The following is a 19,421-nucleotide window of genomic DNA, read 5'->3' on the forward strand; positions in this document are numbered from 1 at the left end:
TTGTTTAAAAGTTTAAATTAATTAAAAAAACAGTTCACTATAGGACATAATGAACCCTTGATATTTTAATTAACCTATCTTGGGCGGTTGCCAGATTTCTTTTAAACGGTCTGAAAGATAAGGATCTGAATATTGAAACTGAGGATTCTTATTGGCTTTGTAATAAGACAGTTCCAGGCGTAGATTTTTTGAGAAAGGGGTTTCAATAAAAGTGTAGCAGGCAACACATGATGAGCAGCAGTCATCATTACATGACTTTGTTTTATCATGGTTGCTGTCTTTTTTTGAAGAATGATTTTTACAGCAGTCCATTTTCTTGGAAGACTCTGCTTTACAGCATGTTTCCTGCGCCCCTTGCGCATAGAAGTTATCCTTGGGAATCAGAAAGACTCCCAGGCAAAACACTATTGCAAGTATGTGAAACAGCTTCATCTCTGCAAAAATACAAAATTTATGGCAAAGGATCACCAACTTTTAGTGAACAGCTGTGCCAAGGTTCACCATGTGCCGGGTTCAGTTTAGGTTTTTCACCCATGGCAAGATTCTGCGTAGCAGGTGCAGGAGCTGGAGTTGTCTGTACTGCATTTTGTGCTGGCTGTGGTGCCGGAGCAGGCTTACTGTTTAATGGCTGTCCTACCTGTATATCGCATCGGTGCCCTGGCTGTCCGTGTGGAGGGTTCATTCCCGGAGCCGTTTTTACCTGTTTTCCGTTGTTATCCAGTGTGATTTTTCCAGGTGATACTGCATTCGGGTCAATCTGGATGGTATTGTTTCCGTTCACATTTACATTTTGTACACCAGGAGTAGCTGCTGCAGGTTGGCTATTCAAAGGTTGTCCTACCGGTATATCGCATCGGTGTCCTGGCTGTCCGTGTGGAGGATTCATTCCCGGAGCTGCAGCCATAGGAGCAGGGCTGGATTGGATGCCTGCCTGATCCATCAGTGCTGTTTTTGAGGTGGTATTAAGTGCTACGTTGGGTTGTCCAGCGTTGGCTTCTTCTTTTAAATAAGTGGCTCTTTCATCCTTTTTGCAGGATGCAGCCAATAGTGATACGGCGATCAAACCTATAAATGTATTCTTCATATCCATGGGTATGAAACAAAATTAGCAAAACATTTTCAATTGTTTTGCTAATTTTATACTTATAATTTGATTTTTGAATTAATTTTTCACCAAAAGTCTAAATCCTTCTCCGTGAACGTTGATAATTTCCAATCCTTCGTCATCTTTTAATAATTTACGAAGCTTCGCAATATAAACGTCCATACTTCTTGCTGTAAAGTAATTTTCTTTTTTCCAGATCTTTCTTAAAGCAAGATCTCTCGGCATGAAATCATTTCTGTGGATGCAAAGAAGTTTTAATAATTCATTTTCTTTAGGAGAAAGTTTGTATTCTTTATCACCTACTTTCAGCTGTCTCAGCATAGAATCGAAGAAAATATTGCTGATCTTGAACTGCTCCTGCTCTTCATTTTCCAAGGTAGAACTTCTCTGAAGAATTGCTTTTATTTTGTATAAAAGAAGTTCAGTATCAAAAGGTTTTGTGATATAATCGTCTGCACCCAGCTGATATCCTTTTAAGATATCTTCTCTCATGTTTCTTGCGGTAAGGAAAATGATAGGTGTATTTTTATCAATCTTTTTTACATCTTCTGCCAAAGAAAATCCATCTTTTTTAGGCATCATTACGTCAAATATGCAGATGTCGAATTCATTTTCTGTAAATTCTTTAAGTCCCTGCTCTCCGTCAGTGGCAAGAGTTACTTCAAAATTATTGATTGTCAAATAATCTTTAAGCACTGCCCCGAAACTCTGATCGTCCTCTACTAATAATATTCTGTTGCTCATAACTTTTAATAATTAATAATTAACATTAAGAATGAACTTCCTCACTCTATCTTCTATATTTTGATATTTGGTTAAACTTTTTATAATTGATAAATGATCATTGATAATTGATGTGAAGGAGAAGTTTTATCATTTATCGCTTATCATCTATCATTTATTTCTCTAGCTCATCGGTAATTTTATCGTGAACGTACTTCCTGTTCCTTTATGGGAGTCTACGATAATCTGTCCTTTGTGCAGTTCTACAATTTTCTTAACGTAGGAAAGGCCTAGTCCCTGTCCTTTTACATTATGTATATTTCCGGTTTCTTCTCTGAAGAATTTTTCGAAAATTTTGGTTTTATTCTGAGTATCCATTCCCATTCCTTTATCGGAAATTTCAATGATATACCAATTTCCTTCATTCCTTGTTTCCACATGTATTTCCGGTGCTTCAGGAGAATATTTATTTGCATTATCCAGTAAGTTGACCAGCATATTCGAGATGTGGAATTCATCGATTTTAAAATTATAATGAGTGGCATTAAATTTCTGGGTAAGAGAACCATTTCTTTGCTGTACAATCAGGTTGAAAGATTCTGTTGTTCTTTTGATCAATTCCCTTACATTGGTTTCTCTTAAAAACAGTTCTACTTCATTTCTTTCAAGTTTAGACATATTAAGAACATTTTCCACCTGCTTTTTCATCCTTAAGTTTTCCTGCTTAATCAGTTCCGAATAGTATTTTACCTTATCCGGATTAGTAGCAATTTTATCATTTGCTAATGAATCTGTTGCTACAGAAATGGTTGCCAGTGGTGTTTTAAACTCATGAGACATATTGTTGATGAAGTCTGTTTTTACTTCAGCAAGTTTCTTCTGCCTCATCATATAATTGATGGAAATAATATAAATCCCAAGAATCGTAAGCAGAGAAAGAAATGTTCCTAACAGCATCGGCCAGTTGTTCATTGCCAGTGAGTACTCTTTTTTAGGGAAAACCAGGGCAAGACTGTATAATGTATTTTTCTTATCTGCAAAAAGAGGAAAGCTGTAGGTATTGCTGTCTTTCTTTTCTTTGTAAGCTTTATTGGCAATGCTTGTAAGCTTGTTATTTCTGTCCAGAACTCCATATCCGAACTTGGCAGTTATTCCTCTTATTTTAAGTTCTTTGGCGATAACAGAATCAAGCGTTTTCGGATCCACCCTTTTGGTGATAGGAAGGTTGTTTCCATATACTTTCACAAACTCTTTCATGGAGTAATCTCCTGTTTCAATCTCCTGATTGATGTCTGTGGTAAGAAGTTCACGGTTGGTGGTATCTCTTTTTATTTTATAAGCAGCCTCGTCTGTATACAAAGTGGTCAGCTTAATAGAATCTCCTTTTTGGGAAATCGGAAGCTGAGTGTTTTCAATAATATTTTTGGAATAAATAATCTGTCTCTGGGTACCAGAGTCTGCTACTTGCTGAATCGTAGTTAAAGACGGCTGTTTGCTGTTGGCAAGAATATTTTTCCTGAAATCTTTATAATCCTGATTCAGGTATTTGTCTGCTTCAATCTCTTCAATACTTTTTGAAGTACTTTCCAAAACTGCATATACTTTATTCGAAAAATCCTGTTCCAGTACGCCGTAATAGCCTTTCAACCAATAAAATTGGAGCGTCACAAAGACAATCAGTGAGATCGTCATAAACACTGAAATTATTGGGATGAATTTGTTATTCATTATTTAATTATATATGTTTTGGAAAAATGAATGTTAAAATTAATTGTTTTAAGACTACATAAACAAAAAACGAGCCAAATAATTGTTTTTTTTCTCTTAAAAGAGTGTTTTTTAACAATTATTTATGAATTATCCTCTCCTTGTCATATGAAAAGTGCCTTTGAATAAAATAAAGTGCTAACTTTATTAAAAATAATTATTTATGGAATCGAACTTCATTTTTAACAAAGATTTTGACGCAGCCAGCACTTATGTCATGAAGATTTTTAAGGCTGATGTTTCTACAGTGTGGAATTATTTTGCCAAGTCCGAATTATTGGATCAATGGTGGGGACCCAAACCCTGGAAAAGTGAAACGATAAGTCAGGATTTCGAAGAAGGGGGATTTTGGTTCTATGCAATGGTAGGTCCCAATGGTGAAAAAGGATATTCGAAGTTTGAATACGGAGAGATTATGGAACACAGAAGTCTGGACTGGCTGAGTGCCTTTTCCGATGAAAAAGGAGACATCAACGAAGATTTTCCAAGATCAAAATGGCTGATCGGTTTTACAGGAGTGGAAGAAGGGACCAAACTGACTATTAATATTCATTATCACTCTCAGGAAATGATGAAGAAAATTATGGAGATGGGATTTGAAGGTGGTTTTACAATGGGACTTAACCAATTGGAGGAACTCATTGAATAAATCTGAAATTATAAAATAAACGATTAATAAAAGAATCCGGATCTTTCCTTGGAAAGATCCGGATTCTTTATTCTATATTGAAGATTAGCTCGTCGGTGATTAACTTCCAGCCTCAATCTCCCTGCTTCCAGCCTATATAAGCTCTTCCTCCTGAAAGTACTGAATGATTGCTTTCTTCATAAGCAAAGACTGTTCATTTGGTCTTAATTCAGGCAGGTCTTCTATTTTTTCAAAATGGGGCCAGCCATCTTCGTAATGCGTAAATTTATAATATCCAAAAGGTTCCATCAATCTGCATACTGCGATATGAAGAATATTTAATTTATCGTCTTTCGTATATTTTTGTTGGCCGCTTCCTAATTCCTGAAGCCCAATTAAAAACAATATCGTTTCAATGGGTGGATTTTTTTCAGTCTGGAAATTGTCTTCAAAGAATTGTTCTATTTTTTTCCAGTATTCAGCTTCGTTAATCATTCTTTTTGATTTTCTAATTTTAATAAAAATGCGAATTCCAGCGCATCTTCCTTCAGGGATTCAAACCTTCCGCTTGCTCCTCCGTGTCCGGAGCTCATGTCAGTTTTAAATACTAACATATTATTGTCTGTTTTTAATTCTCTTAGTTTTGCTGTCCATTTGGCAGGCTCCCAATATTGTACCTGAGAATCATGGAAACCAGTAGTGATCAGCATATGTGGGTAATCTTTAGCTTCTACATTATCATAAGGTGAGTAATCTTTCATATAATGATAGTATTCCTCATCATTTGGATTTCCCCATTCATCATATTCTCCGGTAGTCAAAGGAATTGTATCGTCCAACATAGTGGAAACAACATCTACGAAAGGTACTTGTGCCACAATTCCATTGAATAACTGAGGCTCATAATTCACCACAGCACCAACTAACAATCCGCCGGCACTGCCTCCCATCGCATACATGTGTTTCGATGAAGTGTAATTTTCTTTGATTAAATATTTTCCTGCATCAATAAAATCGAAGAAGGTATTTTTCTTGAATAACATTTTGCCGTCTTCATACCATTCTCTTCCCAAATATTCTCCACCACGAATGTGAGCGATAGCATAAATAAAACCTCTGTCCAGAAGTGATAGTCTTACATTTGAGAAACTGGCATCAACAGTATGGCCATAACTTCCATATCCATATAGAAGAAGTGGTGTATCTGCTGATTTTTTGGTGTCTTTATGATAGACCAGAGAAATAGGAACTTTAGCTTTTCCATCTCTTGAATCTGCCCAGATTCTTTCTGAAACATAATTTTCAGGGACAAATTTTCCACCCAAAACTTCTTGTTGCTTCAATAGCTTTGTAGTCTTCTCCGTCATATTATACTCATAAGTAGAGCTTGGCTGTGTAAGAGACGTATAACCGTAACGTAAAATATCTGTATCAAACTCAAGGTTGATTCCTATATAAGCTGTATAAGTGGGATCTGAGAAAGGTAAATAATAAGATTCCTGTGTCTTCTCATCAATAATTTTGATCTGAAGCAATCCTCTTTCTCTTTCTTCGAGTACCAGATAATCTTTGAAAATTTCAAAACCTTCCAGTAAAACTTCTGCACGGTGTGGAATAACATCCACCCAGTTTTCCATACTGCAGTTGTCAATCTTCGCTTTTACAATTTTGAAATTGATCGCATCGTCGGCATTGGTAATGATGTAAAATTCATCCTCATAATGTTCTACCGAATATTCAAGATCATCTATTCTTGGCTGAATGACTATCCATTCTGCAAATACATCATCAGAAGGGATAAAGCGGTGTTCATCAGAAATAGTACTCGAGCTGGCAATGAAAATATATTGTAAAGATTTTGTTTTAAATACATTGACATCAAAAGTTTCATCCTCTTCGTGGAAAATAAGAACATCTTCTGCAGAATCAGTTCCCAGCCTGTGCCTGTACACCTGGAATGCACGAAGACTTTTATCTTTTCTGATGTAAAAAACATGCAGATTGTCATTCGCCCAAACTGCTTTTCCTGTTGTATTAGGAATCGTGTCAGGAAGAATTTCTCCGGTTTTTAGGTTCTTAAAATTAAGCGTATAAATTCTTCTCCCTACATCATCTGAAGAAAAAGAAGCCAGTTCGTTGCCTGGGCTTACCGCTACACTTCCTACTTCAAAAAATTCTTTGCCTTCTGCATGAATATTAACGTCAAGTACAATTTCCTCTTCGTTGTCAAGGCTATGATACTTTCTGCAGAAAATAGGATATTCCTTACCTTCTTCGTAGCGTACAATATACCAGTATTCATTAAAGAAATAAGGCAGAGATTCGTCATCTTTTTTATAACGGGCTTTCATCTCTTCGAAAAGCTCTTCCTGAAGGGCTTCCGTGTCTTTCATGATGAATTCTTCGTAGGCATTTTCTTCCTCAATATATTTGATGACTTCAGGGTTTTCCCTTTCGTTCAGCCAAAAGTAATTATCGGTTCTTTTATCGCCGTGGGTTTCTAGTATTTTTTCTATTTTTTTTGCCTGTGGAGCTTTCATCCGGGGTATTTTATTTTTTTTGAATAGAATAGGTCTCTATACTTTTTCTTCTGAAAGTAAGTAATTTACGCAGAAATCCATTCAATATTAATTTTTGTTCAAATTTAGGTAAAAAAAAACCATCTTTCCTTTATTGAAAAGATGGTTGATGGTATTTTTATAATTAAAGACTATTTATGAAGTGCTTTAATATACTTTTCAAGAGCCATTGTCATGGAAGGTGTTTCCTTCGTAGGCGCCATTAAATCTACTGTTAATCCTGCTTCTTCTGCAGCAGCTAAAGTCGTGTTTCCGAAAACTCCGATCTTTGTTTCATCCTGCTTGAATTCAGGAAAGTTTTGTTGTAGCGATTTGATTCCCTGAGGACTGAAGAAGATCAACATTTCATAATCTTTAATATTGATATCTGTAAGATCGCTGCATACGGTACGGTACATAATTGCTCTTGTCCAGTCTACATTAGATGCATCCATGGTTTTTACAATATCCGGACTTAAAACATCTGAAGAAGGCAGCAGATATTTTTCAGTTGGGAATTTTTTGAAAAGAGGAAGCAGGTCTGAGAAGTTTTTCTCCCCAAAGCTGATTTTTCTTTTTCTGTACACAATATGCTTTTGAAGATAGTTGGCAATTGCTTCCGACTGGCAGATATATCTCATTGTATCCGGAACGGCAAAACGAAGTTCTTCCGCAAGTCTGAAGTAATGGTCAATCGCATTTTTACTGGTAAAAATAATACCGGTATACTGCGTCAGATCTATTTTCTGTGTTCTGAGCTCTTTATTGTCAACCCCTTCGACGTGGATAAATGGACGGAAATCAATCTTTATTTTTTCCTTCTTCGCTATATCCAAATATGGAGAAGACTCACTAGGCGCTGGTTGAGAAACCAATATAGACTTTATTCTCATCATTGACTTTTATTAAAAAAATAACAACTTCCAAAGCAATAATAATGGTGCGATTTGGAGGGTGCAAATATACAAAAATTTATAATACCATTTCTCGGGAAGAATCTTGTTCTTGTGAAATAAATAGAAAAAGACTTTGAAAATGAATACAAAAGAAAAGAAGCAGACATAATATAAAAACATTTTATTTCTGTCTATCGGGAAGTAATAATGGGCTACACATAAAATTATTAACAAAAATGAAAGAATGAAATAAAATTTTGTGGAGGTAAAATAGAAAATTGTCCATTTTTTTCCGTCTCCTATACTTTGGTAAAATAAAAAACTTAATGTTGATTTTATTAAATAAAAAAACAGCACAGCCAGCAAAGTATACCCAAATTTGTTGAGCTGATACCCCAAAAGCTGAAGATCGGCAATATATTTCGGTACAATAGGAATGTACTGTGAAATTAAAACGGAGAGTGTAAGAGTTGTTACACATGACGTGATGATCCAGCTGGGAAGATTGTTGCTCGCATCAAAATACTTTTGAAGCAGAAAATCCTTGAGACTGGCATCTCTTTCTATGATGTTCATCATAAAAACATATAGAAATATACAGCCCACGAGGATAAAGATTACCCAATCATTATTCTCAGGTATTCTTACGTGATTGACGAAGTGTTGTGATGATGGCAAAATTTAAGTTTTTATTATTTATTATTTAACTTCAGATAACATAACCCGGCACAGATTTTCCTGTCACCTGATTCGTGAATTTGAAGTTAAAATATTTGCTCTCACCGATTTTACGTATTGTCCAGATCTGTTGAATAAAAGTTTCTGTTTCATCCGCTCAATCCCGGAGAAATATTTTTGCAAAATTATAGATTATTTTGTATAAAATAAAAAGGTTAAATAAACTATCTTTGCAAACTGAAATGAAAAAACTCGTCATCATCCCAACTTATAACGAAAAGGAAAATATTGAAAATATTATTTCCGCGGTTTTTGCATTGGAGGACGACTTTCATATCTTAGTAGTAGATGATACTTCTCCAGATGGTACAGCAGAGGTTGTGAAGGAGTTGCAGAAGAAACATCCGCATTATCTGCACCTGTCAATCAGACATGTGAAAGACGGGCTGGGAAAGGCATATATTCATGGATTTAAATGGGCCATCGAAAATAAATACGATTATATTTTTGAAATGGATGCCGATTTTTCACACAACCCTAACGATTTGCCAAAACTTTTTGAAGCTTGTAAAAATGCAGATATGGTCATTGGTTCCCGTTATTCAAAAGGTGTGAATGTGGTCAACTGGCCTATGGGAAGAGTATTACTTTCTTACTTTGCATCCAAATATGTAAGGTTTGTATTGGGGCTTCCGATTCATGATACAACAGCAGGATTTGTCTGTTTTTCAAGAAAAGTATTGGAAGAAATAGGATTGGATAATGTAAGGCTGAAAGGCTACGGATTTCAGATAGAAATGAAATTCAGAGCATTCAAAAAAAGTTTCAGAATTGTAGAAGTTCCTATTATATTTACCAACAGAATTTTAGGAGAAAGCAAAATGAACGGTGGAATTATCCATGAAGCTGTTTTCGGAGTGTTGAACTTAAAATGGAAATCAATCATCAACAGATTATGAAACTGATGAAAAAGTTAATCTTTTTTTTCGTTTTGCTGAGCCTATTTTCGTGCAGCGATTATATTGATAAGCCTAAAAATCTGATCGATAAAGATGTGATGGCAGAAATCATTGCAGACCTTGCGATCAACGATCAGGCGATCTATGTGTATCCTGAAAAAAATATGGAAGCCGGTACAAGAGCTGTCCTGAAATCACATAAAGTAAAATCTGAAGACTTTGTCGAAAGTTTCAAATATTACGTTATCAAAGAAGAAATGGATGGGATTGCTAATGATGCACAGGAAATACTGCTGAAAAAAGATCCCAAAGCAGATAAATATGTAAAGGATAAACTGAAACAAAACGGAGCTGTGTTACCTTTGGTAAGATAAATGGCACTGGAGAGTTTAATCCTACAGGAAATCACTGATAAAACAGTGAATTAAAAAAGTATAGAGATGAAATTTTTTAATATAGAAAAAACCTCTGAAGGAAAAGCTAGAGCAGGGGAAATTACCACAGATCACGGGAAGATTCAAACTCCTATTTTTATGCCTGTGGGAACTGTAGCAAGTGTGAAAACAGTTCATCAGAGAGAATTAAAAGAAGACATTAAAGCCCAGATTATTCTGGGAAATACTTACCACCTATACCTTCGTCCGGGTATGGAAACGATGCAGGATGCCGGTGGTTTACACAAATTCATGAACTGGGATCTTCCTATCCTTACCGATTCAGGAGGTTTTCAGGTATTTTCACTGGCGAGTAACAGAAAAATGACTGAAGAAGGAGCGAGATTCAAATCTCACATTGACGGAAGTTACCACATGTTCTCCCCAGAGAGATCAATGGAGATTCAAAGACAGATCGGAGCCGATATTTTCATGGCTTTTGACGAATGTACTCCTTATCCTTGTGACTACAACCAAGCAAAATCATCGATGGAGCTTACTCACCGTTGGCTGAAAAGATGTATTGAATGGACTAACGATAATCCTGAATTATACGGATACAAACAAAGACTTTTTCCTATTGTTCAGGGATCTACCTATTCCGACCTTAGAAAAATTTCGGCAGAAGTGATTTCTGAAGCAGGAGCAGAAGGAAACGCCATCGGAGGACTTTCTGTAGGAGAGCCTGAAGAAGAAATGTACAGAATCACTGATGAAGTGACAGACATTCTTCCAAAAGAAAAACCAAGATATCTGATGGGTGTTGGAACTCCATGGAATATCCTTGAGTCTATCGGACTGGGAATTGATATGATGGATTGTGTAATGCCAACAAGAAATGCAAGAAATGCAATGCTTTTCACGTGGCAAGGGGTTATGAACCTTAAAAATGAAAAATGGAAGCGCGATTTTTCGCCTTTGGACGAATTTGGAACCAGTTTTGTAGATCGTGAATATTCAAAAGCGTATCTTCGCCACCTGTTTGTATCTAAAGAATATCTGGCAAAACAGATTGCTTCGATTCATAATCTTGCATTCTATCTGGATTTAGTAAAAGTAGCCAGAGAACATATTATGGCAGGTGATTTCTACGAATGGAAAAACTCTGTAGTACCGGTTCTTAGACAAAGACTGTAGGAGAATATGCTTAAAATTGTAGACAGATATATTATTAAAAAATACCTTGGAACTTTCAGTTTCATGTTGGTATTATTGTCTATAGTCGTATTGGTAATCGATGTTCAGCAAAAGATTCCAAGGATAGAAAATGCCAAGGCCATTGATCCGAAATTGGATCTGACTTATTTCCTGATTCATTTTTATCCCTTCTGGATCATCAATCTTGTGGTGACTTTCCTTTCCATTCTGGTATTTATTTCAGTAATTTATTTTACCTCCAGAATGGCAAACAATACTGAAATTGTTGCGATTATCAGTAGTGGAGCCAGTTTTCACAGGTTTTCAAAACCTTATCTGTTTACCTCTATTTTTATCGGATTGATTGCCCTTGTGGTATACCATATGGTGTTGCCATGGGCCAATATCAAGAAAAATGAGCTGGAAGCGTATACCTATAACGCAGCCAATAAAGAAAAGATTTTAGGAACAGCTCCGGCTTCTTCACAGCTGAGCAAAACAGAATATATCTTTGTTGACTCCTGGAATAAAAGAGAAAAAAGAGGTTCCAGTTTTGTCTATCAGAAATATGATAAAGACAGAAAAATGACCTACGAACTTAAAGCAAGTGAAGTATATTGGGATAAAACCAAAAAACAGTTTGTTTTAAATAACTATCTGGAAAAAACAATCAATAAAGACAATACCGAAAAACTCGGCAACGGGATAGAATTAAGGAAAAATTACGGGCACTCACCGGAAGAACTTTTCCCTAACGAGCTTTTGGGACAAAATAAAACAACACCTGAACTTCTGAAATTTATTGAAAGAGAAAAGGCAAGAGGAAACAGCAACCTGAACTCTTACCTGAATGAACTTCACCAAAGAACCTCAATGCCCGTTTCGATCATTATTCTGACGTTTCTGGCGCTTTCCCTGTCATCTCAAAAGAAAAGGGGAGGATTGGGTGTCAATTTGGCGATAGGGATCTCATTAGCCTTTATCTTCGTGTTTTCATTTGAAGCCTTAAAAGTGGTTTCAGAAAATAAAAGTTTATCTCCGGCTGTAGCCATGTGGCTGCCTAATATGGTGTTTTTGCCGCTTACCCTTTATCTGTATATCAAAAGAGCCAATCAATAAAGCAATTTTATTTCTTTGTGATAAAAGGAGCGCATTCCGTTTTCCAGTTCGATCCAGAGTTCACCTTTTTCGTCTGCATTTCGGATAATGCCATTTTGTCGCTCTTTTTCAATTTCAAAGACAGATATCTGATCCTTTCTGAAAAGATTTTTATTAAATCCATCCAGAATTTCCTGATCGGAAGGGATACTTTTCAATTTTTCAGACAAAAATTCATGGAGATTTAATGAAAGTTCTTCCAGGTCAAATCGTATTCCTGTCTGCGTCAGGAGTGAACCTGCATTGGATATTGCATCAAAATCTTCCTGAAGAATATTAATTCCGGCTCCGATGATGAAAAAATTATTTTGATTAATTTTTTTCTTTTCTATTAAAATTCCAACGATTTTTTTACCTTTAAGGATGATATCATTGGGCCATTTGATTTTTACCTCAGAGTCAGACAATTTGGCAAGGAAATCCCGGATAATCATTGCGGTATAATAATTGAACATAAAATCGGAACACAGGATGTTCTGAGTATTCACTGCCAGCGTATAAGCAAGATTTTTTCCGGCAGTCTGAGTCCAAACATTTCCATACTGACCACGGCCTTTAGTTTGATTAAAAGTATGAAGTCCTATAAAATTTGAATCTCCGTAAAGTAAAAACTTTGATATTTCGTCATTAGTAGAAGAACATTCTTTCAGGTAGAAGAGTTGGCTCATTTAAGAAAACTTTAAGACATTAAGAGGGTAAAAGTAAGGTTAAAGTAAAGAAAAAACAATAAATTTGCAGATTATAGTAATTTTTTAATGAATAAAACAGCAGAAAAACAAGCGTTAATAGATAAAATCGTTGAAGCGATCCAGGATGTAAAAGGGGAAGACATTATGATCTTCGATCTTTCCAACATCGAAAACTCCGTAGCAGAAACGTTCGTGATATGTAGTGGAAACTCAAATACACAGGTAGCTGCATTGGCAGGAAGTGTAGAGAAGAAAGTAAGAAACGAACTGCAGGACAGACCTTGGCACGTAGAAGGTACTGAAAATGCTATGTGGGTATTGGTAGATTACGTTTCAGTGGTCGTTCATATATTCCAAAAACAGGTACGTGAGTACTACGATATAGAAGAGCTTTGGGGTGACGCAGTCATTACCAAAATTGAAAATGAATAATAAAAATTTAAAAAGTCTAAATGAATAATAAAGGATTCAACTGGTTCTTTCCAATTGCAATCATAGCTCTTTTGCTATTTTTTGGCTCCAATTTCCTTGGAGGTGATGCAGCAAAATCTATTGATGAAGATGGTTTCTTTAGAGAAATGCAGGCGGGGAAAGTCCAGAATATAATTATATACAAAGACATAGAGAAAGCTGATGTTTTCCTAACAAAAGAAGCAAAATCAGCAATGGTTTCCAAAGCTGGTAAAGAAAACAACCCTCTTTCTGCCTTCGAAATGGCTCCTAAAGCAGATTTTTCTGTGAAATACGGAGACCTTCAACTTTTCCTTCAGAAATTTGAACAGGTCAAAGCCAGCAATCCGGTTATTAAAACAACAAAAGATTACGGAACAGGCAAAAGCGCATTAATGGACATCTTGGTTCCTGCGCTGGTTTGGATTTCCATTCTTGGATTATTCTACTTCCTTCTTTTCAGAAAAATGGGTGGAGGCGGAGGTCCTGGCGGACAAATCTTCTCTATCGGAAAATCTAAAGCGAAGCTTTTCGACGAAAAAGAAAGAATTCAGGTAACATTTAAAGATGTTGCAGGATTGGAAGGAGCTAAGGAAGAAGTTCAGGAAGTGGTAGATTTCTTGAAGAACTCTGAAAAATATACAAAACTGGGAGGTAAAATTCCTAAAGGAGTCCTTTTAGTAGGTCCTCCGGGAACCGGTAAAACGTTATTGGCAAAAGCCGTTGCAGGTGAAGCTAAAGTTCCGTTCTTCTCACTTTCAGGTTCTGATTTTGTTGAAATGTTTGTGGGAGTAGGTGCTTCAAGAGTAAGAGACCTTTTTGCTCAGGCTAAAGCCAAATCTCCGGCGATTATCTTCATTGATGAGATTGACGCTATCGGACGTGCAAGAGGAAAAAATAATTTCTCAGGCGGAAACGATGAAAGAGAAAATACATTGAACCAGCTTCTTACCGAAATGGATGGTTTCGGAACAGATGTAAATGTAATTGTAATGGCAGCAACCAACAGAGCAGATATTCTTGATAAAGCATTGATGAGAGCAGGTCGTTTTGACCGTTCTATCTATGTGGACCTTCCGGAACTTCACGAAAGAAGACAGATCTTTGATGTTCACTTGAAAAAGATCAAGCTTGATGATAATGTAGATAGAGATTTCTTAGCAAAACAAACTCCTGGATTCAGTGGGGCAGATATTGCTAATGTTTGTAACGAAGCTGCTTTAATTGCGGCTAGATATAACCATACCTCTGTTACAAAACAGGATTTCCTGGATGCGGTTGACAGAATTATCGGTGGACTTGAAAAGAAAAACATGGCAATCAAACCATCTGAAAAGAGAAGGGTTGCTTATCATGAAGCAGGTCACGCTACAATCTCTTGGTTAGTAGAACATGCATCACCACTTTTAAAGGTAACAATTGTTCCAAGAGGACGTTCTTTAGGGGCAGCATGGTATCTTCCGGAAGAAAGACAGCTTACTACTACTGAGCAGATGTTGGACGAAATGTGTGCAACATTAGGAGGTAGAGCAGCAGAGCAGGTGATCTTCAATAATATTTCTACAGGAGCACTTTCTGATCTGGAAACAGTAACGAAGAGAGCTCAGGCAATGGTAACAATCTATGGTTTAAGCCCGAATATCGGTAACATTTCTTACTATGACAGTTCTGGCCAGTCTGAATACAATTTCGGAAAACCTTATTCTGAAGAAACGGCTACCAAAATTGATGCAGAGATCAAGTTGATTATCGAAAATCAGTATGAAAGAGCGGTAAGAATTCTTGAAGAAAATAAAGATAAACTTGATGCTCTTGCAAATAAGCTGTTAGAAAAAGAAGTGATCTTCCGTGAAGACTTAGAAGAAATATTCGGAAAAAGAGCATGGGATCCTGAATTGACAGAGAAGCCTGTTACCAATACTATTCCTGAAAAAGATCAGCCGGTAGTAGTGGAAGCGCCTCAAATCAAAGAAAAAGAAGAAGAAAGCGAAATACAGGCTCCAGAAAGCCCGACACAGCTTTAAGACTCTTAAAAATAAATATTACAAAGACCTGACAACCTCAAAAATTGTCAGGTTTTTTCATATTTAAGGAGATATTTAGGACACTATTGTAATTTATTTTCTATTTTTGTATAAAGTTGACTAAAAATAGATTAAGTTGAATTTATTCAAGAGGATTGTAAGCAAACTTACCAACCAGCCTGAAGAAGAGGACAAACAGAGCCTGGAGAAACTTGGGGATTCGCTGAAAAATGCGGATCTTGACTATAAGTTTGCGCAATTATTTACGCATTCGGGGGGATTTTTTAATTATTGTGCAGATGAAGCGGAAGCTCTACAAACTTTAAATCAAATTATCAAAATAGAAGGTATTCACAACCCCTTCTGTTGGGATAAAGAACTTCATAACTTTTTGAATGTTGTGAAGACATCATATACATCAGAACTGCAGTCGTCTAATGATGCTGCATTTATCACCTGTGAATATCTGATTGCCTATGACGGCAGAATCATGCTTTCGCATAATAATATTCTTCATTATCATTCTTCAAGACTTCCCGATAAAATTATCATCATTGCCAATGTTTCTCAGATTGTAAACAACCTGAATGATGCTATGGGAAAAATAAAAAGAAACGGAAATATCAAGAACCTTACTTCCATCAGCGGAAGCCAGTCTAAAATGGACAGTTCTTCCAATTCCAATACAAAACTGTTTTTATTGCTGCTTGAAGATTAAGCAATCACTTCTAAATTTTAAATTTTGGACAAAAATCTCATTCAAAGAACCGTATCAGGTATCGTTTATGTAGCCATCATTATTCTTTGTTCTACTCCGTTGGGAGCACAGCTGCTGAACAATATTGCACCTGGTCTTATCAAACAGCAGTATCTTTATCATGGATTAATGAGTTTGCTGCTGATTGTTGGAACGTGGGAGTGTGTCAAAATCATGAAGTTTGGAAATGGGTATGAAAAATGGGTAGTATATCCATTGGTTATTTTTATATTCTACATGTTTTCCAAAAGATATTTTAACCACGATTTCTTTTTTGATTTCAGGCTCAGTGAAATACTGGCTCTGGCACTTATTGGAATTGCTGTGGTTACTTTATTCAAATATCCCAACGAATTATACTTCGACAGCGGGAAACTTATTTTTACCGTTATCTATGTAGCACTGCCGTTCAGTTTTGCACTGGGGCTGCCAAAGTTCTCAAGCTATAACAACAGTTTCTCTTTGGAGGTTCTTTTCCTGTTTATCTTGATCTGGAGTAGTGATACCTTTGCATATTTGGTAGGGAAGTTCTTTGGTAAACATAAAATGGCACCTAAAATTTCCCCTAAAAAGACTTGGGAAGGATATGCAGGTGGTGTTGTTTTAACACTGGTTTTATCCTATTTTATTGAACACTATCAACCTGAGTTGAGAGGGAACTGGATGATCGTAGGATTTTTGATCGCTGCCTTTGCTCCATTAGGGGATTTGGTAGAAAGCCAACTGAAAAGAAATTTCGGTGTAAAGGACAGTGGAAACATCATTCCTGGGCATGGCGGAGTTTTAGACAGGCTGGATAGTTTTATTATCTGCGTTCCTGTCGTATATTTGTACTTTATTTTAGAAAAATTTATTTAGTCTCATGAAATTACATAGAGAATCAAAAGGAACGATTACCGTTGCGACCCTGCTTTTTATTATTCTGGGCGCTCTAGCAATTTATTTCCTTAAAATATGGTCACTGGTGATCATCATGCCTTTGTTGGTTATTTACGGTTTAGTTTTCTGGTTCTTCAGGGTTCCGGATCGTAATATTCTGGATCACAAAGAAAACGTAATAGCTCCGGTGGACGGAAAAGTGGTAATGATCAAAGAAGTGGATGAAGATGAATTTATTAAAGGAAAAGCCATTCAGGTTTCTATTTTCATGTCTCCACTGAATGTCCACATCTGTAGATATCCGGTTTCAGGAGAAGTGATTTATAAAAAATACCACCCTGGAAAATATCTGGTAGCATGGCATGAAAAGTCTTCTACGGAGAACGAGAGAACTACGGTAGCAGTGCAAACGATGACCAATCATAAAGTAGTCTTCAGACAGATTGCAGGATATGTGGCCAGAAGAATCGTTTTCTATTGTAATGAAGGCGATAAAGCAAAAGCAGGACATGAGTTCGGATTTATTAAATTCGGTTCAAGAATGGATGTGTTTCTGCCTTTGGATACGGAGATTATCTGTAAGATCGGAGATATTACAAAAGGAGGGGAGGATATTATTGCCAAACTGAAAGACAGTTAATATTCTTATCATATATAAAAATCAAAAGAGAGCTTCTATAGCTCTCTTTTTTATTGAGTAGCGGAGCCTCGTTTGAGTGTTTTAAGTTTAATTACGCATGAGTAATATTGCGTATTGGAAGATTGATGCTTTTCCGTTTAGATCAATAATTTTGCATGCTTAAAAACACAGGCTCATGCTTTTTAAGTGATGCGAGGTAAATATGTATTAATTTTTTATCAAAATGGTATTTCATTTGATAATTTTAATATCGAATTTTAGTAAATTGTAGCTAGAAAAACACCTTAATCATTTCCTTTTAATGCTGAAAAAAAGACTGATACATTTCGTTTTGTAGGTTTTATTTGTATAAAAGGCTTTTAATATTGGGAAATTTATTCTTTCAGGGGGTACAAATACCTACTTAAGCTTGTGAAAGTGTAAAAAAACAACAAGATGATTTATAAGTTTTTCTTTAAGGTGATCAACGACGAGGCTGAGAATATGGATGATGATTTTGAAAGTAGTTATCTTCATCTTATTAACCGTTATCTGCTTTTATTGTTTTTCATATTCCTGTTTTATTCCGTTTTTATTATTACTTTTTTTGGGGATATGTTTATCTCAATTTTTCTTACTGTTATTACGTTTTTCTGGTTGTTTTTAATGGCAATAAAAGGGAAGATGAAACGGTTTAGAAATACGTTGAAAAGAGCTGTCATTTTTATATTTGTCCTGCTGACTTTTATAGTTAGCTTTTTTAATATTTATACCTACAAAAACGGAGGAGTAGAATATTTTTATTTTTGTCTTTTGTTTGCCGTCCCATTCTTTCTGAACTATAAAAAAAATGCTTTTGCTATTTTTTTAATTACTTTCATGATCAGTATTAACTTTATTGCCTGTCTCTACTTTGATTTTGATTTCCTGCCTAAAAGCAGGTTTATAGAAAAAGAGGATTTTAAAACAATAAAGTTGCTCAATATTTTATTTTCTGTTGCTTCCTTCCTGATGGATATCGTTTTTATTACTCAGAAGGATGCATTGATTCATGGTTTAATGTCTGATACAAAAGAGAAAGATTCTACTATCAAGGATCTGGTGAAAACAAATACGGAACTGATGAAACATCAGATGCTTATTCATCACCTTTCAGAAGAAAACGTTCAGGAGATTTTCAATTTAGCAGAAAGTAATTCTCCTATGTTTTTTGAAAAGTTTCAGGTGTTTTTCCCTCATTTTATTCCTGATATTTTAAAAATAAATCCTAACCTCATTCACTCTGAATTGTATTTCTGTGCTTTAATGAAGCTTGATTTTGATACCAAGAAGATTGCACAGTGTACGAACAACAGTATTCGGGCTGTAGAAAGTAAGAAATACAGGATACGGAAAAAACTGAACATATCCTCTGAGATCAATATCAATAGCTTTTTGATTAAAATTTAAATGAAATTCCGATTTTTATTACTCATACGTAGTGTTGAGTAGTCTTTAATAGTACTTTTTCTTTTTCTTGTCGATATTTTTACTTAAAAATATTGTGATGAATATTAAGAACATTCATATTGGGAGCCTGATCAGATCCAAAGTGGAAGAACATCAGATTTCAATAGAAAGAATCTCCAGATTTTTAGAGCTTGCAGAAGAAGATGTGGAAAAGTTGTATCATGCTAAAAGTATAGATACAGATATCCTGCTGAAATGGTGTAAACTTTTAAAGTTTGATTTTTTTAGATTTTATACCGGTCATCTGATTCTGTATTCTCCGCAGTCCAGAATTGATAATGCATTCAGGCAAAAGGAAAATACGCTGGTTTTCAGAAAAAGCATCTATACGCAGGAGGTGAAGGATTTTATACTTGATAAAATAAAAGTTGGAACAATGACGGCCAATGATGTGGTTGAAAGATATAAAATACCCAAAACAACTTTATATAAATGGATGAAAAAAATATAA

21 protein-coding genes are annotated in these 19,421 nt (G+C 35.7%); 12 read left to right on the top strand and 9 right to left on the bottom strand.

Translation table 11 applies throughout. From position 1 onward, the window contains the following. Positions 1 to 69: 69 nt before the first annotated feature. The 4 genes from LKL37_RS16370 to LKL37_RS16385 all read right to left on the bottom strand — a co-directional run bounded on the left by LKL37_RS16370 (position 70) and on the right by LKL37_RS16385 (position 3,556). On the bottom strand, positions 70 to 432 hold the full coding sequence (locus LKL37_RS16370; RefSeq protein ID WP_431611568.1) for a hypothetical protein: 363 nt from the start codon (positions 430 to 432) through the stop codon (positions 70 to 72). Positions 433 to 451: 19 nt separating this feature from the next. Then, complete coding sequence (locus LKL37_RS16375) at positions 452 to 1,090, bottom strand: hypothetical protein (protein WP_431611569.1); 639 nt, start codon at positions 1,088 to 1,090, stop codon at positions 452 to 454. 72 nt (positions 1,091 to 1,162) lie between these two features. Next, entirely contained in the window at positions 1,163 to 1,849 is a 687-nt protein-coding gene (locus LKL37_RS16380; protein WP_002982671.1) for a response regulator transcription factor, read from the bottom strand. A 162-nt stretch (positions 1,850 to 2,011) separates the two neighbouring features. Further along, positions 2,012 to 3,556 (bottom strand): sensor histidine kinase, encoded by a 1,545-nt coding sequence (locus tag LKL37_RS16385; RefSeq protein WP_431611570.1) that lies wholly within the window; start codon positions 3,554 to 3,556, stop codon positions 2,012 to 2,014. Positions 3,557 to 3,758: 202 nt separating this feature from the next. Between LKL37_RS16385 and LKL37_RS16390 the strand changes: the two genes are divergently transcribed. Next, the gene (locus LKL37_RS16390; protein WP_431611571.1) at positions 3,759 to 4,244 is read left to right on the top strand and encodes an SRPBCC family protein; all 486 of its coding nucleotides are present in this window, start codon (positions 3,759 to 3,761) and stop codon (positions 4,242 to 4,244) included. Between the two features lie 132 nt (positions 4,245 to 4,376). Here LKL37_RS16390 and LKL37_RS16395 read toward each other — a convergent pair whose 3' ends face one another. The 4 genes from LKL37_RS16395 to LKL37_RS16410 all read right to left on the bottom strand — a co-directional run bounded on the left by LKL37_RS16395 (position 4,377) and on the right by LKL37_RS16410 (position 8,355). Continuing rightward, complete coding sequence (locus tag LKL37_RS16395; protein ID WP_105700523.1) at positions 4,377 to 4,718, bottom strand: hypothetical protein; 342 nt, start codon at positions 4,716 to 4,718, stop codon at positions 4,377 to 4,379. Continuing rightward, positions 4,715 to 6,763 (bottom strand): S9 family peptidase, encoded by a 2,049-nt coding sequence (locus tag LKL37_RS16400; protein WP_431611572.1) that lies wholly within the window; start codon positions 6,761 to 6,763, stop codon positions 4,715 to 4,717. The genes LKL37_RS16395 and LKL37_RS16400 overlap by 4 nt, the downstream gene beginning before the upstream one ends. 170 nt (positions 6,764 to 6,933) lie before the next feature. Further along, a complete protein-coding gene (locus LKL37_RS16405) occupies positions 6,934 to 7,674 on the bottom strand; it encodes a uroporphyrinogen-III synthase (protein WP_431611820.1) in 741 nt (246 codons plus the stop codon). 12 nt (positions 7,675 to 7,686) lie between these two features. Continuing rightward, entirely contained in the window at positions 7,687 to 8,355 is a 669-nt protein-coding gene (locus LKL37_RS16410) for a DUF4271 domain-containing protein (protein ID WP_431611573.1), read from the bottom strand. A gap of 242 nt (positions 8,356 to 8,597) precedes the next feature. Here LKL37_RS16410 and LKL37_RS16415 point away from each other — a divergent pair, with 242 nt between their 5' ends. The 4 genes from LKL37_RS16415 (at position 8,598) to LKL37_RS16430 (ending at position 12,004) form a co-directional block, all read left to right on the top strand. Then, positions 8,598 to 9,314, top strand: a complete 717-nt coding sequence (locus tag LKL37_RS16415) for a polyprenol monophosphomannose synthase (protein ID WP_431611574.1) — start codon at positions 8,598 to 8,600, stop codon at positions 9,312 to 9,314. 5 nt (positions 9,315 to 9,319) lie between these two features. Beyond that, the gene (locus LKL37_RS16420; protein ID WP_431611575.1) at positions 9,320 to 9,688 is read left to right on the top strand and encodes a DUF4296 domain-containing protein; all 369 of its coding nucleotides are present in this window, start codon (positions 9,320 to 9,322) and stop codon (positions 9,686 to 9,688) included. 66 nt (positions 9,689 to 9,754) lie between these two features. Beyond that, the gene (gene tgt / locus LKL37_RS16425) at positions 9,755 to 10,885 is read left to right on the top strand and encodes a tRNA guanosine(34) transglycosylase Tgt (protein WP_047376354.1); all 1,131 of its coding nucleotides are present in this window, start codon (positions 9,755 to 9,757) and stop codon (positions 10,883 to 10,885) included. Between the two features lie 6 nt (positions 10,886 to 10,891). Beyond that, complete coding sequence (locus tag LKL37_RS16430) at positions 10,892 to 12,004, top strand: LptF/LptG family permease (RefSeq protein ID WP_089692849.1); 1,113 nt, start codon at positions 10,892 to 10,894, stop codon at positions 12,002 to 12,004. Here LKL37_RS16430 and LKL37_RS16435 read toward each other — a convergent pair. Then, complete coding sequence (locus tag LKL37_RS16435) at positions 11,998 to 12,711, bottom strand: biotin--[acetyl-CoA-carboxylase] ligase (protein ID WP_431611576.1); 714 nt, start codon at positions 12,709 to 12,711, stop codon at positions 11,998 to 12,000. The two genes, LKL37_RS16430 and LKL37_RS16435, sit on opposite strands and share 7 nt — an antisense overlap. Positions 12,712 to 12,798: 87 nt before the next feature. Here LKL37_RS16435 and rsfS point away from each other — a divergent pair, with 87 nt between their 5' ends. The 7 genes from rsfS to LKL37_RS16470 all read left to right on the top strand — a co-directional run bounded on the left by rsfS (position 12,799) and on the right by LKL37_RS16470 (position 19,421). Beyond that, positions 12,799 to 13,164, top strand: a complete 366-nt coding sequence (gene rsfS, locus LKL37_RS16440) for a ribosome silencing factor (protein WP_047376360.1) — start codon at positions 12,799 to 12,801, stop codon at positions 13,162 to 13,164. A 20-nt stretch (positions 13,165 to 13,184) separates the two neighbouring features. Next, positions 13,185 to 15,206: an ATP-dependent zinc metalloprotease FtsH gene (ftsH, locus tag LKL37_RS16445; RefSeq protein WP_431611577.1), complete on the top strand. Its 2,022-nt coding sequence runs from the start codon at positions 13,185 to 13,187 to the stop codon at positions 15,204 to 15,206. Between the two features lie 136 nt (positions 15,207 to 15,342). Continuing rightward, entirely contained in the window at positions 15,343 to 15,924 is a 582-nt protein-coding gene (locus LKL37_RS16450) for an LUD domain-containing protein (protein ID WP_431611578.1), read from the top strand. Between the two features lie 24 nt (positions 15,925 to 15,948). Beyond that, the gene (locus tag LKL37_RS16455; protein ID WP_431611579.1) at positions 15,949 to 16,821 is read left to right on the top strand and encodes a phosphatidate cytidylyltransferase; all 873 of its coding nucleotides are present in this window, start codon (positions 15,949 to 15,951) and stop codon (positions 16,819 to 16,821) included. Between the two features lie 4 nt (positions 16,822 to 16,825). Then, positions 16,826 to 17,482 (top strand): phosphatidylserine decarboxylase family protein, encoded by a 657-nt coding sequence (locus LKL37_RS16460; RefSeq protein WP_431611580.1) that lies wholly within the window; start codon positions 16,826 to 16,828, stop codon positions 17,480 to 17,482. Positions 17,483 to 17,917: 435 nt separating this feature from the next. Further along, positions 17,918 to 18,910, top strand: coding sequence for a helix-turn-helix transcriptional regulator (locus LKL37_RS16465; protein ID WP_431611581.1), 993 nt, complete (start codon positions 17,918 to 17,920; stop codon positions 18,908 to 18,910). Positions 18,911 to 19,007: 97 nt separating this feature from the next. Then, complete coding sequence (locus LKL37_RS16470; protein WP_431611582.1) at positions 19,008 to 19,421, top strand: transposase; 414 nt, start codon at positions 19,008 to 19,010, stop codon at positions 19,419 to 19,421.

The organism is Chryseobacterium sp. 'Rf worker isolate 10' (assembly GCF_050753305.1).
Classification (GTDB): domain Bacteria; phylum Bacteroidota; class Bacteroidia; order Flavobacteriales; family Weeksellaceae; genus Chryseobacterium.

Bases quoted from the DNA above. Each gene is read 5' to 3' on its own strand.
- LKL37_RS16435 (WP_431611576.1), bottom strand. From the start codon at position 12,711: ATGAGCCAACTCTTCTACCTGAAAGAATGTTCTTCTACTAATGACGAA.
- LKL37_RS16470 (WP_431611582.1), top strand. From the start codon at position 19,008: ATGAATATTAAGAACATTCATATTGGGAGCCTGATCAGATCCAAAGTG.
- tgt (WP_047376354.1), top strand. From the start codon at position 9,755: ATGAAATTTTTTAATATAGAAAAAACCTCTGAAGGAAAAGCTAGAGCA.
- LKL37_RS16420 (WP_431611575.1), top strand. From the start codon at position 9,320: ATGAAAAAGTTAATCTTTTTTTTCGTTTTGCTGAGCCTATTTTCGTGC.
- LKL37_RS16465 (WP_431611581.1), top strand. From the start codon at position 17,918: ATGATTTATAAGTTTTTCTTTAAGGTGATCAACGACGAGGCTGAGAAT.
- LKL37_RS16415 (WP_431611574.1), top strand. From the start codon at position 8,598: ATGAAAAAACTCGTCATCATCCCAACTTATAACGAAAAGGAAAATATT.
- LKL37_RS16375 (WP_431611569.1), bottom strand. From the start codon at position 1,090: ATGGATATGAAGAATACATTTATAGGTTTGATCGCCGTATCACTATTG.
- LKL37_RS16400 (WP_431611572.1), bottom strand. From the start codon at position 6,763: ATGAAAGCTCCACAGGCAAAAAAAATAGAAAAAATACTAGAAACCCAC.
- rsfS (WP_047376360.1), top strand. From the start codon at position 12,799: ATGAATAAAACAGCAGAAAAACAAGCGTTAATAGATAAAATCGTTGAA.
- LKL37_RS16380 (WP_002982671.1), bottom strand. From the start codon at position 1,849: ATGAGCAACAGAATATTATTAGTAGAGGACGATCAGAGTTTCGGGGCA.
- LKL37_RS16385 (WP_431611570.1), bottom strand. From the start codon at position 3,556: ATGAATAACAAATTCATCCCAATAATTTCAGTGTTTATGACGATCTCA.
- ftsH (WP_431611577.1), top strand. From the start codon at position 13,185: ATGAATAATAAAGGATTCAACTGGTTCTTTCCAATTGCAATCATAGCT.
- LKL37_RS16430 (WP_089692849.1), top strand. From the start codon at position 10,892: ATGCTTAAAATTGTAGACAGATATATTATTAAAAAATACCTTGGAACT.
- LKL37_RS16370 (WP_431611568.1), bottom strand. From the start codon at position 432: ATGAAGCTGTTTCACATACTTGCAATAGTGTTTTGCCTGGGAGTCTTT.
- LKL37_RS16395 (WP_105700523.1), bottom strand. From the start codon at position 4,718: ATGATTAACGAAGCTGAATACTGGAAAAAAATAGAACAATTCTTTGAA.
- LKL37_RS16390 (WP_431611571.1), top strand. From the start codon at position 3,759: ATGGAATCGAACTTCATTTTTAACAAAGATTTTGACGCAGCCAGCACT.
- LKL37_RS16405 (WP_431611820.1), bottom strand. From the start codon at position 7,674: ATGAGAATAAAGTCTATATTGGTTTCTCAACCAGCGCCTAGTGAGTCT.
- LKL37_RS16460 (WP_431611580.1), top strand. From the start codon at position 16,826: ATGAAATTACATAGAGAATCAAAAGGAACGATTACCGTTGCGACCCTG.